The 14,101-nt window shown below is 41.4% G+C and carries 16 protein-coding genes; all 16 read left to right on the plus strand.

Annotated elements, in window-relative coordinates; genetic code table 11:
* Positions 1 to 199 precede the first annotated feature (199 nt).
* The 16 genes from spoIIM to lysA all read left to right on the plus strand — a co-directional run bounded on the left by spoIIM (position 200) and on the right by lysA (position 13,996).
* Complete coding sequence (gene spoIIM / locus NFS43_RS23630) at positions 200 to 844, plus strand: stage II sporulation protein M (RefSeq protein WP_251555401.1); 645 nt, start codon at positions 200 to 202, stop codon at positions 842 to 844.
* Positions 845 to 975: 131 nt separating this feature from the next.
* Positions 976 to 1,440: a ferric iron uptake transcriptional regulator gene (fur, locus tag NFS43_RS23635; protein ID WP_251555403.1), complete on the plus strand. Its 465-nt coding sequence runs from the start codon at positions 976 to 978 to the stop codon at positions 1,438 to 1,440.
* Positions 1,441 to 1,585: 145 nt separating this feature from the next.
* Entirely contained in the window at positions 1,586 to 1,813 is a 228-nt protein-coding gene (locus NFS43_RS23640) for a YqzK family protein (RefSeq protein WP_251555405.1), read from the plus strand.
* Positions 1,814 to 1,818: 5 nt separating this feature from the next.
* Positions 1,819 to 2,712, plus strand: a complete 894-nt coding sequence (gene xerD, locus NFS43_RS23645) for a site-specific tyrosine recombinase XerD (protein ID WP_251555406.1) — start codon at positions 1,819 to 1,821, stop codon at positions 2,710 to 2,712.
* A gap of 222 nt (positions 2,713 to 2,934) precedes the next feature.
* Positions 2,935 to 4,119, plus strand: a complete 1,185-nt coding sequence (gene deoB / locus NFS43_RS23650) for a phosphopentomutase (RefSeq protein WP_251555409.1) — start codon at positions 2,935 to 2,937, stop codon at positions 4,117 to 4,119.
* A gap of 49 nt (positions 4,120 to 4,168) precedes the next feature.
* Complete coding sequence (locus NFS43_RS23655) at positions 4,169 to 4,987, plus strand: purine-nucleoside phosphorylase (protein ID WP_251555411.1); 819 nt, start codon at positions 4,169 to 4,171, stop codon at positions 4,985 to 4,987.
* Positions 4,988 to 5,017: 30 nt separating this feature from the next.
* The gene (locus NFS43_RS23660) at positions 5,018 to 6,322 is read left to right on the plus strand and encodes a pyrimidine-nucleoside phosphorylase (RefSeq protein WP_251555413.1); all 1,305 of its coding nucleotides are present in this window, start codon (positions 5,018 to 5,020) and stop codon (positions 6,320 to 6,322) included.
* A 145-nt stretch (positions 6,323 to 6,467) separates the two neighbouring features.
* Positions 6,468 to 7,640 (plus strand): D-alanyl-D-alanine carboxypeptidase family protein, encoded by a 1,173-nt coding sequence (locus tag NFS43_RS23665; protein ID WP_251555414.1) that lies wholly within the window; start codon positions 6,468 to 6,470, stop codon positions 7,638 to 7,640.
* A gap of 120 nt (positions 7,641 to 7,760) precedes the next feature.
* Positions 7,761 to 8,111, plus strand: coding sequence for an anti-sigma F factor antagonist (gene spoIIAA, locus NFS43_RS23670; protein ID WP_251555416.1), 351 nt, complete (start codon positions 7,761 to 7,763; stop codon positions 8,109 to 8,111).
* 1 nt (position 8,112) lies between these two features.
* Positions 8,113 to 8,553, plus strand: coding sequence for an anti-sigma F factor (gene spoIIAB, locus NFS43_RS23675; RefSeq protein WP_251555418.1), 441 nt, complete (start codon positions 8,113 to 8,115; stop codon positions 8,551 to 8,553).
* A 12-nt stretch (positions 8,554 to 8,565) separates the two neighbouring features.
* Entirely contained in the window at positions 8,566 to 9,324 is a 759-nt protein-coding gene (sigF, locus tag NFS43_RS23680; protein ID WP_251555419.1) for an RNA polymerase sporulation sigma factor SigF, read from the plus strand.
* 90 nt (positions 9,325 to 9,414) lie between these two features.
* Complete coding sequence (locus NFS43_RS23685; protein ID WP_251555420.1) at positions 9,415 to 10,035, plus strand: stage V sporulation protein AA; 621 nt, start codon at positions 9,415 to 9,417, stop codon at positions 10,033 to 10,035.
* Positions 10,025 to 10,447 carry a stage V sporulation protein AB gene (locus NFS43_RS23690; RefSeq protein ID WP_251555421.1) on the plus strand — a complete coding sequence of 141 codons (423 nt, stop codon included), beginning with the start codon at positions 10,025 to 10,027 and terminating at the stop codon, positions 10,445 to 10,447. The genes NFS43_RS23685 and NFS43_RS23690 overlap by 11 nt, the downstream gene beginning before the upstream one ends.
* A gap of 27 nt (positions 10,448 to 10,474) precedes the next feature.
* Positions 10,475 to 11,086 (plus strand): stage V sporulation protein SpoVABEA, encoded by a 612-nt coding sequence (spoVAEA, locus tag NFS43_RS23695; protein ID WP_251555422.1) that lies wholly within the window; start codon positions 10,475 to 10,477, stop codon positions 11,084 to 11,086.
* Positions 11,037 to 12,527 carry a spore germination protein gene (locus NFS43_RS23700; RefSeq protein ID WP_251555423.1) on the plus strand — a complete coding sequence of 497 codons (1,491 nt, stop codon included), beginning with the start codon at positions 11,037 to 11,039 and terminating at the stop codon, positions 12,525 to 12,527. Before spoVAEA ends, NFS43_RS23700 begins: the two co-directional genes overlap by 50 nt.
* A gap of 161 nt (positions 12,528 to 12,688) precedes the next feature.
* A complete protein-coding gene (lysA, locus tag NFS43_RS23705; protein ID WP_251555424.1) occupies positions 12,689 to 13,996 on the plus strand; it encodes a diaminopimelate decarboxylase in 1,308 nt (435 codons plus the stop codon).
* The last annotated feature ends 105 nt before the right edge of the window (positions 13,997 to 14,101 follow it).

The following is a 14,101-nucleotide window of genomic DNA, read 5'->3' on the forward strand; positions in this document are numbered from 1 at the left end:
GAATTTAATGTAAACACTAGCTGCAAGCCTATGTAAATTTCGCTGCATTTTTCTGCACTTTCTGCTTGCAAAAAACAATAGGGAGCGCCCTCGATTCTAGAGCATTTATTTTAAACACCAAATCTATCAAAATTTGGTCATAGAAATACTAGGGGAGCATAGACTGTATTAACTGAACCAGTAATAGGAGGAAACGCGTATGAAAAAACGTTTGTACCAGTCCAATGCCGCCAGTTATTTCCGTGAGCATTCCTCAATTTTTTTATTTATCATTGTTTTATTTCTTATGGGGGTCATATTTGGGGCGATCGTGGTCAACAGTATGAGCTTTACTCAAAAAGAAGACCTCTTCTACTATCTATCTCAATTCTTTGGACAAGTTTCAGATGGAAAAACGGCAGGGAACCTAGATTTGTTCCTGCAAAGTTTTTATCATAATAGTAAATTCATTGGCTTAATATGGGTTCTTGGCATTTCTATTATTGGCCTGCCGATTATTCTTATCCTTTTATTTGTAAAAGGAATGGTTGTCGGTTTTACAGTTGGATTTCTTGTCAGTCAAATGGGGTGGAAAGGATTCACGCTTGCATTTGTTTCGATTCTGCCGCAAAATGTGATAATCATTCCGGTTTTCATTATCATGGCTGCCTTTTCCGTGATTTTCTCAATGAGAATGATTAAAAGACAATTTATAAAGAAATTTGCCGAACCGATCCTTCCGTTTTTTAAAGGCTACATTTTTGCATTTATTGCAGCTGTCCTATTCCTGTCTGCCGCATCGGGCATTGAAGCCTACTTGTCGCCATGGTTAATGAAGACCATTATCGGGACCGCCGATTTATAGGCTGAGAATTTCGTTTTATAATGAATATTAAATAAAAATAATTATAAACTGTTATTTGTAATAATTTTATTTTGACTCTCCAATGCCATCTGTTATAATGAGAATTAACAGTGGCGCGGGAGGAACTTCGGATGGAAACTAGAATTGAGAGAATTAAGAAATTGTTGCATTCAGCAAGCTACAAACTGACACCTCAGCGTGAGGCAACTGTTAAAGTCTTGCTGGAAAATGAAGAGGATCATTTAAGTGCAGAAGATGTGTACCTCCTCGTAAAAGAAAAATCGCCGGAAATAGGATTGGCAACTGTTTATCGAACACTAGAATTATTAACCGAATTGAAAATTGTGGATAAAATAAACTTTGGTGATGGAGTATCCCGCTACGATTTAAGACAGGAAGGGGCCGCCCACTTCCACCATCATCTTGTGTGCATAGAATGTGGTGCAGTAGATGAAATCCAAGAAGATTTACTAGAAGATGTGGAAGCCATAGTGGAAAGCAGATGGAATTTTAAAATCAAAGATCACCGCCTTACCTTCCATGGCATATGCCATCGCTGCCAAGATAAACCAAAGGATGAAGAAAAAGCAGAATAATAGAAGACTGGTCCTTTTTGAGAAAAAGGGCTTTTTCTATTTTAAAACATCATTATTTTGACTATTTCCAATTATCATAGGTATAAAACTTGTACAAATTGGCATACCTTAAATTAGTGAATAATGGAAATCTGGGGGAATAAAGATGTTCTCTTTTTTTAAAGCCATCCTGCAAACCTTAAAAGTATTTATTCTTTTCACCGGATGCACGGTGCTATTTTATTATGGTATCATGTGGGTAACAGAAGAATATCAAAACTATCATCGTTATGATGAACCAGAAGGAACTGCGGTAAAGGTTTCAAACGCCGTTGATCAGCAAAGTTCTTCCTTGTTTAATCGGCTGGTATTGTTCTATTTAAATGGGGAGTAAAAGCAATGGACGATTACTTACACAATTTTATCCATTATTTGTCTGCTGAAAAGCAGCTGGCAAAGAATACAGTCCTATCATATGAACGGGATTTAAAGAGTTATATTCACTATTTGCAAAGGGTTGAATGCGTTCAGGCATTAAATGAAATACAGCGCCTTCATATCGGCCATTTTCTAGGCATGTTAAAGGATGAAGGGAAATCTGCGAAAACGATTGCCAGGCACATTGCCTCCATAAGGGCCTTTCACCAATTTCTATTAAGGAGGCAAGTTGTCCACCACGATCCGTCGTCCGAAGTGGACCCGCCCAGAATTGAAAGAGCATTGCCACAAGTGTTGAGCCTTCAGGAAGTGGAAACCCTTTTAAATGCCCCAAAATTAATCGATCACTTTGGTAAACGGGACAAAGCTATGCTGGAGCTTCTTTACGCGACTGGAATCAGGGTAAGTGAGCTAATTAGCTTGGACGTGGAGCATATCAATCTGGCTATGGGTTTTGTCCGCTGCATGGGTAAAGGAAATAAAGAGCGGATTATCCCAATTGGCCGAACTGCGTCGGATGCCATTAAACATTATTTAGAAGAAGGCAGACCACATTTTGTTTCCGCCAAGCATTTTGAAAATGCCTTATTTTTAAACCATCATGGAAGCAGATTAACCCGGCAGGGATTTTGGAAGATCTTAAAAAGATTAACCAACGAAGCAGGAATTAATAAGCAGCTGACTCCTCATGTGCTGAGGCATTCTTTTGCTGCCCACTTAATTGAAAATGGGGCAGATTTAAAAGCAGTTCAAGAAATGCTGGGGCATGCCGATATCTCGACAACACAAATTTATGCTCAAATGACAAAACCGCGGCTTAAGGACGTTTATAACAAATTTCATCCACGAGCTTGATAGAGTCATAGCTTTAAGGACCATTTCACATAAATTTCAAAAAGCTGTCTGAAAAAAAGACAGCTTTTTCCTTGTATTTTCAGTAGCATTTAGTAAAATAAAGATGTCAGACTTCTGACCAATAATTTTGATTAATACAAATGTAAAAGGGAAACCTATCCTTATGTCATCTTTTTAGGTTTGAAAACGTTATCAATAATGAAGTAAAAAGGAGGGGCCAAAATGACAGCCAATACATACAAACGGATTTTTATTATTGTCATGGACTCAGTGGGAATTGGAGAAGCGCCAGATGCAGAAAGGTTTGGCGACAAAGGGGCAGATACATTAGGTCATATTGCCGAAAGAATGAATGGTCTCCATATGCCTAATATGGGCAGTCTGGGATTAAGCAATATTCGTGAACTGAAGGGAATTGCGAAAGCAGATCAACCGTTGGCCTATTATACGAAAATGCAAGAGGCTTCCAACGGAAAAGATACGATGACGGGACACTGGGAAATTATGGGTTTGAATATCAAAACTCCATTTCAAGTATTTCCAGATGGCTTCCCGGATGAACTTATTTCGGAGCTTGAATCTAGGACGGGGCGCAAAGTGATCGGAAATAAGCCGGCAAGCGGAACGGCCATCTTGGATGAGCTTGGTGAAGAACATATGAAAACAGGTGCTTTAATCGTTTATACATCGGCAGATTCCGTTCTTCAAATCGCAGCACATGAGGAAATTGTTCCTCTCGAAGAGCTTTATGATATTTGTAAAATTGCCCGTGAATTGACACTGGATGAAAAATATATGGTCGGCAGGGTGATCGCCCGTCCATTTGTTGGAGAGCCAGGCCATTTCAAACGGACTCCTAACCGCCATGACTATGCGTTAAAACCATTTGACCGCACAGTCATGAGTGAGTTGAAGGATGCAGGGTTTGATGTTATTGCCATCGGCAAGATTTCGGATATTTATGATGGAGAAGGGGTAACTAAGTCATTGAGAACCGTTTCCAACATGGATGGCATGGATAAGCTGGCGGAAACATTTGATATGGAGTTTACCGGCATCAGCTTTTTAAATCTTGTTGATTTTGATGCACTTTACGGACACCGCCGCGATCCAGAAGGGTATGGCAAGGCCCTGGAGGATTATGATGCCAGGCTGCCTGAAGTGTTTGCGAAAATGAAACAGGATGATTTGCTAATTATCACGGCTGACCATGGAAATGATCCGATTGCTCCTGGAACAGACCACACTCGTGAATATGTTCCATTGCTTGTTTACTCAAAAACCATGCAGGGGGGAAAAAAGCTTCCAATAAGAGAAACCTTTGCTGATGTTGGGGCCACTGTTGCTGAGAACTTTCAGGTTAAAATGCCAAACTACGGAAAAAGTTTTTTAGGTGAATTAAACTAGAGACAAAAGATGCCATGAAATTTTATGAATGAGAAAAGAGGGCAGTAGGATGAGTTATGAAAAGATAAAAAATGCAGCTGAGTTTTTAAAGAAAAAGTATGATAAAACCCCAAAAATTGGCCTTATTTTAGGATCAGGTTTAGGTGTTTTGGCGGATGAAATCGACCAGGCTGTCAAAATACCATACAAGGAAATTCCGGATTTTCCGGTCTCTACAGTCGAAGGGCATGCCGGCCAGCTTGTTTTTGGAAATTTGAGCGGTGTTGAAGTAGTGGCAATGCAAGGGCGATTCCATTTTTATGAAGGCTATAGTATGGAAAAGGTCACCTTTCCCGTCCGGGTTATGAAACAGATGGGGGTTGAAACATTGATTGTGACCAATGCCGCAGGGGGCGTGAATGAGAGCTTTTCTCCCGGGGATTTAATGATTATTACTGATCATATAAATAATATGGGCACCAATCCATTAATCGGTCCAAACGATGCCCAGCTTGGCGTCCGTTTCCCTGATTTATCGGAGGCATACAATAAGGATTTGCGGAAATTGGCAAAAAAAATTGCTGCCCAGATCGAGCTGGATGTAAAAGAAGGCGTTTATTTTGGCAATCCTGGACCGGTGTATGAAACTCCTGCTGAAATTCGGATGGTCCGTGTGCTAGGCGGTGACGCAGTTGGGATGTCAACTGTACCTGAGGTCATTGTTGCCCGGCATAGCGGCATGAAAGTGCTCGGTATTTCCTGCATTTCCAACATGGCCGCGGGGATTCTTGATCAGCCGTTGACACACGACGAGGTCATTGAAACAACCGAAAAAGTAAAAGCCAATTTTCTGCTCTATATTAAAGAGATTGTGAAAGCTCTTGTTTAATAAAAAAGTGATGGCAAAGTGGTGAGTCCAATGAGAATGGTTGATTTAATTGAAAAAAAACGTGACGGTCATGAACTGACGACAGAAGAAATCAATTTTATAATAAAAGGCTATACAGAAGGCTCCATCCCTGATTACCAAGTAAGTGCCCTGACTATGGCGATTATTTTCCGCGGCATGTCGGAACAGGAAAGAGCAGATTTAACGATGGCTATGGTGGAGTCGGGAGACCAGATTGATTTATCACAAATAAACGGGATAAAAGTAGATAAACACTCAACCGGGGGTGTTGGCGATACCACCACGCTTGTGCTTGGACCGCTTGTTGCCTCTGTCGGAGTGCCGGTGGCGAAAATGTCTGGCCGCGGTTTGGGCCATACCGGAGGGACGATTGACAAATTAGAGTCCGTAAAGGGATTTCATGTTGAGCTGGACAATAATAAGTTTATTGAACTCGTAAATAAAAATAAATTGGCAGTCATTGGCCAAAGCGGAAATTTAACTCCGGCAGATAAAAAGCTATACGCTCTGAGGGATGTAACAGGGACCGTTGAAAGCATCCCGCTTATTGCCAGTTCGATCATGAGCAAAAAAATAGCTGCTGGTGCCGATGCCATCGTCCTGGATGTAAAAACAGGTGCTGGGGCTTTTATGAAGACGCTGGAAGACTCACGCGAGCTGGCGAAAGCCATGGTTCGTATCGGCCGTAACGTCGGCCGAAAGACTATGGCGGTTATTTCTGATATGAGCCAGCCGTTGGGATATGCGATCGGCAATGCTCTTGAAGTGAAAGAAGCGATCGATACGTTAAAAGGAGAGGGACCTGAAGATTTAACCGAGCTTTGTTTAACGCTGGGAAGTTATATGGTTCTCTTAGCTGAAAAAGCAACTACTCTTAAAGAGGCAAGAGTCTTGCTGGAGAATGCGATTAAAGACGGCTCCGCTCTTGAAAAATTGAAGGTGTTCTTAAGCTCCCAAGGAGGAGATGCCTCGGTCGTTGAGGATCCTTCCAAGCTGCCACAGGCACAATACACCTTTGAACTGGAGGCGAAACAGGACGGATATGTTTCTGAAATTACTGCTAATGAGGTGGGAACAGCAGCCATGCTTCTAGGGGCAGGCAGAGCCACAAAGGACTCTGTCATCGATTTGGCTGTAGGCCTTGTATTAAGAAAGAAAATCGGGGACCAAGTGAAGCAAGGGGAATCATTAGTAACCATTTACAGCAATTTTGAAGACGTTAGCGAAGTAAGGAAAAAACTGTATGAACATATTAAGATTTCTGCTTCCAAGGTGGAGCAGCCAATCTTAATTCATGAAGCAATAACAGAATAAAAAATCAGAAGAATGGGTGTCTGGAATTATGTGAGCCTAACATAATTTCAGGCACCCAATTTTTATATCTGATTGAAGGGAATTTTTGTATAAAGTTAATTAAATTGGAAAAACTGGTATCCATAAAGAATGGAGGGTTATGCGAATGAAACGATTGGTCTTTTTACTAGTGGCACTCTTTATGTTTTCCAATTTAACGGTTCCTTCTGCATTTGCAGCTGAAGAAAAGAAAAGTTCAGATATTGTCACGAATGTTAGAGCGGCCATTTTAATGGAAAGAGATACAGGAAAAGTATTGTTCGAGCAAAATGCCAATGAAGAACTGCCTCCTGCAAGTATGACAAAAATTATGACCATGCTGCTGATTATGGAGGAAATAGACAAAGGAAAGCTCAGCTGGGATGAAAAAATCCGCACAAGTGAGCACGCTGCCTCAATGGGGGGATCACAAATTTTCCTTGAGCCTGGCGAAGAAATGACGACGAAGGAAATGCTGCAGGGGATCGCAATCGGATCAGGCAATGATGCCTCTGTTGCCATGGCGGAAAGGATTGCCGGTTCAGAAGAGGCCTTTGTCGATATGATGAATGAAAAGGCAAAAGAGCTCGGATTAAAGCACACCTTCTTTAAAAACCCGACAGGTCTGCCGGAGACTGGACATTATAGTACCGCTTACGATATGGCTGTAATGGCAAAAGAACTATTAAAGTATGAAGATATAACAAAGTTTACTGGCATGTATGAATCCTATCTCCGCGAGAATACAGAGAAAAAGTTTTGGCTGGTTAATACCAACAAACTTGTGCGTTTTTATCCGGGTGTGGACGGCTTAAAAACTGGTTTCACGGCTGAGGCAAAATATTGTTTGACAGCCACAGCTCAAAAAGATGGTATGCGGGTCGTAGCGGTAGTGTTCGGAGCGCCTACTTCGAAGGAAAGAAATGCCCAAGTGACAAAGCTGCTTGATTATGCGTTCAATCATTACCAAACCCATCCGGTGTATAAACGGAATCAGGCAATCGGACAGGTAAAGATCAGCAAGGGACAAGAAAAAACGGTTCAAGCCGTAACAAGTGAATCCCTGTCCATGCTTACCAAAAAAGGTGAAAAAACCGAGAATGTCAAGCAAAAAGTAATCTTGCAAAAGGGCCTGAAGGCACCAATTAAAAAAGGAGACAAGGTAGGGACTATTCAGCTTATAAAAGAAGGGAAAGTCGTCCTTGAAAGCCCGCTTGTAGCCAATAAAAACGTAAAAGAAGCCGGTTGGTGGACACTCTATAAACGTTCATTTGGTATGTTTACCAAAGCAGGAAAATAGACAAAATGTCGGGATTCCACTTGTTTTAGCGAAATACAACAAGTTTTGTATACAAGGAAGGAAAATTACCAGCAAAAAGCGAATTGACTCACTATACCAGATTAAGGAGGACTGTAGATAGTGAGTCTAACTATTGATTTTGAAACGAGACAGCATGTCTTATGCATTCGTCTTGGCGGGGAATTGGATCATCATACGGCAGATGAACTGCGGGAGAGGGCATCAGAACTAATTGAAAAAAATGAGATTCGCCACATTGTCTTGAATCTGGAACAGCTGACCTTCATGGACAGCTCGGGCTTAGGCGTGATTCTGGGAAGATATAAACAAATTAAACAGGTGCACGGTGAAATGGTCGTTTGTTCGATTTCTCCAAGCTTACAAAGATTATTCGACATGTCCGGTTTATTCAAAATAATTAAGATGGAACCGACGGAAGAATTTGCTTTGCAAAGATTGGGGGTGGCCTAAAGTGAAGAATGAGATGAATCTTCAGTTCAGTGCTTTGAGTCAAAATGAATCTTTTGCCCGTGTCACAGTTGCCGCATTTATTGCCCAGCTTGACCCAACGATGGATGAATTGACAGAAATTAAAACGGTTGTATCGGAAGCTGTTACCAATGCAATTATACATGGATATGAAAATGACCCTGCAGGAAAGGTTTATATTTCCGTAACCATTGAGGACAATGTTATTGATATTACGATTAAGGATCATGGATTTGGAATTGTAAATGTGGAGGAAGCTCGTCAGCCATTATTTACAACAAAGCCGGAATTGGAAAGGTCCGGAATGGGATTTACCATCATGGAAAACTTTATGGATGAGATCGAGATTCATTCGCAGCCTGGCAGCGGAACAGAAGTTAAACTGCGCAAATCTTTAAAATCCCGCAAAATGCTTTGCAATTAAGGAGACTTGCCAATGGATGTGGAAGTCAAAAACGATAAAAATCAAACATATTTAAAAGATCATGAAGTCAAAGAACTCATCCAAAGAAGCCAGGGAGGGGACCAAGAAGCAAGGGATCTCATTGTGGAGAAAAACATGCGTCTTGTTTGGTCTGTTGTCCAGCGGTTTCTTAATCGAGGCTATGACCCGGATGACTTGTTTCAAATAGGCTGTATCGGGCTGTTAAAATCAGTTGATAAGTTTGATTTATCATACGATGTTAAATTTTCCACATATGCTGTCCCAATGATCATTGGTGAAATCCAGCGATTTATTAGAGATGATGGAACAGTAAAGGTAAGCCGGTCCCTTAAGGAAATGGGGAACAGAATCCGTAAAGCCAAAGATGAATTATCAAAAACACTGGGACGAATCCCTACTGTTAATGAGATTTCAGAATATCTGGAGCTTTCGGTAGAGGATGTCATTTTAGCGCAGGAAGCAAGCCGGACACCTTCGTCTATTCATGAAACAGTGTATGAAAATGATGGGGATCCTATCACATTATTGGATCAGATTGATGATGGCAATGAGGGGAAATGGTTTGATAAGATTGCGTTAAAGGAAGCCATTAACGAACTGGATGAGCGGGAAAGACTAATTGTTTATTTAAGGTATTATAAAGACCAGACTCAGTCGGAGGTAGCCGTGAGACTGGGAATATCCCAGGTTCAAGTTTCTCGTCTGGAAAAAAAGATACTTCAGCAAATGAAAGACCGGATGGATCTCTAATCCATCGGTCTTTTTGTTTTTTACATGTTTTAATAGCGAATAATCCATACTAGATAGTACGAGGAAATCAAAATGTGGGAAGTGAATGTTTTGGAAAAAACAATCTACATCCGCATGCGGCACCGTCTCCATATTTCTTCAGATGAGAATGTGATCTTAAAAGATGCGGCCCAAATTATCGCTCCCGAATCTGTTCTAAAAAAAATTGAAAATCTTAAAATCCATCAATTGACAGAAGCGGATGGGAATATTGTCATTATTGATGTCATGAAGGTAATTAAACAAATTACCGAAGAATTAGGAGATTTTGAGGTCCAAACGATTGGGCCGCCGCAAACAATAATTGAAGTGGTGACGAAGAAAAAGGGAGCTTCCATGCCTTTTTTTCTTTTAATATGGTTTCTCCTGTTTTTTGGTTCAGCGATGACTCTGATGAATTTCCATGATGATGTCAGCATGAAAAGTGTTCAGGAGAAGATCTATACCATTATTACTGGAGAAAAGGATGAGAAACCTTTGCTGTTTCAAATATCCTACTCCATTGGTTTAGGTCTAGGGATGATTTTATTTTTTAATCATGTGTTTAAGAAACGGATTAACGATGAACCGAGCCCGCTTGAAGTTGAAATGTTTAATTACCAGATGGATTTGGATAATTATGTGATCCTCCATGAAAACAAAGAAAGTATGAAACATGTCCATGACGATTAAAATCCTAATGGTTCTGTTTCTAGGCTTTGCAAGCGGGTTGTCGGTGGGGGCAGGGTATGTAGCGTTTCTGACTGTACTAGGAATCATCCCAAGACTGATGCAATTATCCAAAACAATGAAAATGATTCATCATTACGAGTGGGCCGTTGTCATTGGTGCACTTGCTGGCGTACTGGCAGATTTAAGGGATCCAATCCTGGGATTGCCGGCCTTTTTGTTAATTTTTCTAGGGCTGACTGGAGGGGTCTTTGTGGGGATGATGGCTGCGGGCCTGACAGAGGCTTTAAATGTATTTCCGATTCTCGCCAAACGGATTCATTTGGATGGAAAAATCGTGATCTTAATTATGGCAATTGTGCTGGGAAAAATTTTTGGCTCGATCTTTCAATGGGTTTATTTTGTGCACCAGTAAAGGATTCCTTCAGGAAAGGATTAGAGTATGACTTCTAAAAGACGTGTCATTATAGTAACAGACGGCGATGAATATACGAAAAGGACACTCGAGGGTGTTGCCAAGAAAATAGGCGGCAGATGCATTTCTGCCTCGCAAGGCAACCCCACTTTGAAGACAGGTCCTGAAATGGTTGAATTGATTAAGCAGGCCGACCATGATCCTGTTTTAGTCATGTTCGATGACAGTGGAATTGTTGGAGAAGGCCAGGGCGAGTCCGCAATGAAATATGTTGCGGACCACGAGGATATTGAGGTGTTGGGGGTTCTGGCTGTTGCAGCCAAATCGAGACATGAAGAATGGGCCAAAGTAGACATTAGCGTCGACCGTGATGGAAACCTGACTCCATATGGGGTTGATAAGTATGGCGTACCTGAACTAGAAATGGGAAGGATTAATGGGGACACGGTTTATTGTCTCGATGAACTGGATATTCCCATTAAAGTCGGAATAGGGGATATCGGAAAAATGGCAAGACATGATTCCTATAAAATTGGATCGCCGATTACGGAAAAAGCTGTAAAGCTGATCCTTGAAAGGAGTGGTTTTTATGACCGGAACGAAAGAGTTGAAATGGCCGATCCCGGAATCGGTGAATGAAATTGAAAACTATATGAAACAGCGGGTTGGGCTTGGAATTAGTTTTGATTTTGGGATTAGGAAGTTGAAAATCCTAAAAAAAGATGTACATATCTATTATGTGAACGGCTTGTGCGATACTCGTTTTATTATTGAACTGATTGAAGAACTGGTTCAAATTAATGACCATGAAAAACTGTCAACGAACCTGTTTGGATTGATTGAAAATCGGCTGGTCAATCAATCTGTAGAAAAAATCAAAGAACTGGACCAAGTCGTGGATAAAGTGCTTTCCGGCTTAATTGCGGTGGTTATCGAGGGTGAAGGCTGTGCCCTTGTCGTAGATGTCAGGAGTTATCCAGGACGATCGCCGCAAGAGCCTGATACAGAAAAGGTCGTCAGGGGAGCCCGGGATGGTTTCGTTGAAAACATCATATTGAATACAGCGCTTACAAGAAGACGAATCCGTGATGAACGGCTCCGCTTTGAAATGCTGAAGGTGGGAAAAAGATCAAAGACGGATGTAGCTCTTGGTTACCTGGAAGATGTGGCAGACCCTAATTTGCTTAATATCTTGAGAAAAGAAATCCAGGCGATACAAACAGATGGAATTCCGATGGCGGATAAGACCATTGAAGAGTTTATCGTTAAACAGGGTTGGAATCCGTTTCCGATTGTCCGATATACCGAAAGAGCAGATGTGGCAGCAGCACATATTTTAGAGGGACACGTGGTGATTTACTGTGATACATCCCCAAGTGTTATCATAACACCTACTACTTATTTTCATCATGTTCAGCATGCAGAGGAATTCCGGGAATCACCGGCAATGGGTACGTTTGTCCGCTGGGCGAGGTTTTTAGGGGTCTTAACCTCGATTTTTCTGCTGCCATTTTGGCTGTTAATGGTCCTTGAACCATCGTTATTGCCGGAAAAACTGTCGTTTATCGGACCAAATGACAAAACCAATATACCGATCATTGTCCAGCTGTTTTTGGCTGATTTTGGGATTGAGTTTTTACGAATAGCAGCCATCCATACACCTACACCGTTGTCGACAGCTATGGGTCTAATTGCAGCTGTATTAATTGGCCAAATTGCCATCGATGTGGGACTATTTGTGCCTGAGGTCATTCTATATGTTGCTGTTGCAGGGATTGGAACGTTTACCACTCCAAGTTATGAGCTAAGTGTGGCAAATAAGATTGCCAGGATGCTGCTGATGATCGTCACTGCCATTTTTCATGAACCGGGTTTCGTCATCGGCACAACCTTGTTGTTTATTTATCTGATTCATATGCGTGCATTAAATACTCCCTATTTATGGCCATTTCTTCCATTTGAACCTAAAGGATTCATGCAGATTATTTTCCGGCGGGCAATACCGGGGGCTTATTTAAGACCGAGCATTGTGCATCCAAGAAATTTATATCGTCAGCCCCCTGGCGGCAATCAGAAATAATTGCAGATTGCCCATAATTATGCTAAAGTTATTTTACTTGATTAAAGGATTAGTGAATAATTAAAATAGGCAGTCTCTTTTGCGGATTCTGTCTATTTGTTTATATCTTTTGCGATTGTTAACATAAACTGTATTGAGTCGTTACGGAGAGAGGGAAGGAAATGCATTTTTACGGGACAACCGGAGTGAATAAAAAAGGACATTTAGAAATAGGCGGAGCAGATGCCGTGGATTTAGCTGAAACGTTTGGAACACCCCTGTATGTTTATGATGTTGCGCTAATTAGAGAGAGGGCACAAGGATTTAAACAAGCATTTGAAGAACAAAACGTAAAGGCTCAGGTTGCCTATGCCAGTAAAGCCTTTTCTGCCGTTGCTATGGTTCAACTGGCAGAGGAAGAAGGATTATCGCTTGATGTGGTTTCTGGGGGAGAACTTTTCACAGCGTTAACGGCAGGATTCCCGCGTGAGAAAATCCATTTTCATGGCAATAATAAGAGCCGTGAAGAATTGGAAATGGCGATTGACAGCGGAATTGGCTGCATTGTTGTTGATAATTTTTATGAAATCGAACTATTAAAATCCATTAGCATGGAAAAACAACCGAATGAAATGAATGTGCTGCTTAGGGTAACTCCTGGGATTGAAGCACACACACATGATTATATATTAACTGGACAGGAAGATTCCAAGTTTGGTTTCGATCTCCAAAACGGACAAGCAGAAAAGGCATTAATGGAAGTTTTGGATTCTCCCTATTTCAATGTTCAGGGACTTCATTGCCACATCGGATCGCAGATTTTTGAGACAACAGGTTTTCTGTTGGCGGCTCAAAAAATTGTTGAGAAGCTGGCAGAGTGGAAAAATAAATTCGGATTTGAAGCGCAAGTGCTAAATTTGGGAGGCGGCTTTGGGATCCGTTACACAAAAGAGGATGAGCCAATCCCTCCATCTCAATATGTGAGTGAAATCATCAAAGAGGTAAAATCTTTAAATGAACAGTATTCCTTAGCCATGCCGGAAATTTGGATAGAACCTGGCCGATCACTTGTAGGGGATGCAGGCATTACGCTTTACAAGACTGGTTCATCTAAGGATGTTCCAGGAATTAGGAGATATCTGGCGGTAGACGGGGGGATGAGCGATAATATTCGTCCAGCCCTTTACCAGGCAAAATATGAAGCAGTCCTAGCCAATAAACCGTTAGCTAAGGCAGATGATACGGTTTCGATTGCTGGGAAATGCTGTGAGTCGGGGGATATGCTGATATGGGATTTACCTTTGCCAAACCCAGAGGATGAGGATATTTTGGCTGTCTTCTGTACGGGTGCCTATGGATATTCCATGGCGAATAATTATAACCGATTGCCGCGTCCGGCTGTTGTTTTTGTTGAAAACGGTACAGCTGCTTTAGTTGTCAAACGAGAGACATACGATGATTTGTTAAGGCTCGATTTGCCTTTAAAATAGCCAAAAAAGAAAGCTGCCGGACACGGCAGCCAGATTGTCGAGAAAGGGTATTTTTCTCGGCAATTTTTTATTATCACAGAATCTAAATACCAAATTTATTGATTG

It is taken from the genome of Neobacillus muris, assembly GCF_943193175.1.
GTDB lineage: Bacteria > Bacillota > Bacilli > Bacillales > Cytobacillaceae > Neobacillus > Neobacillus muris.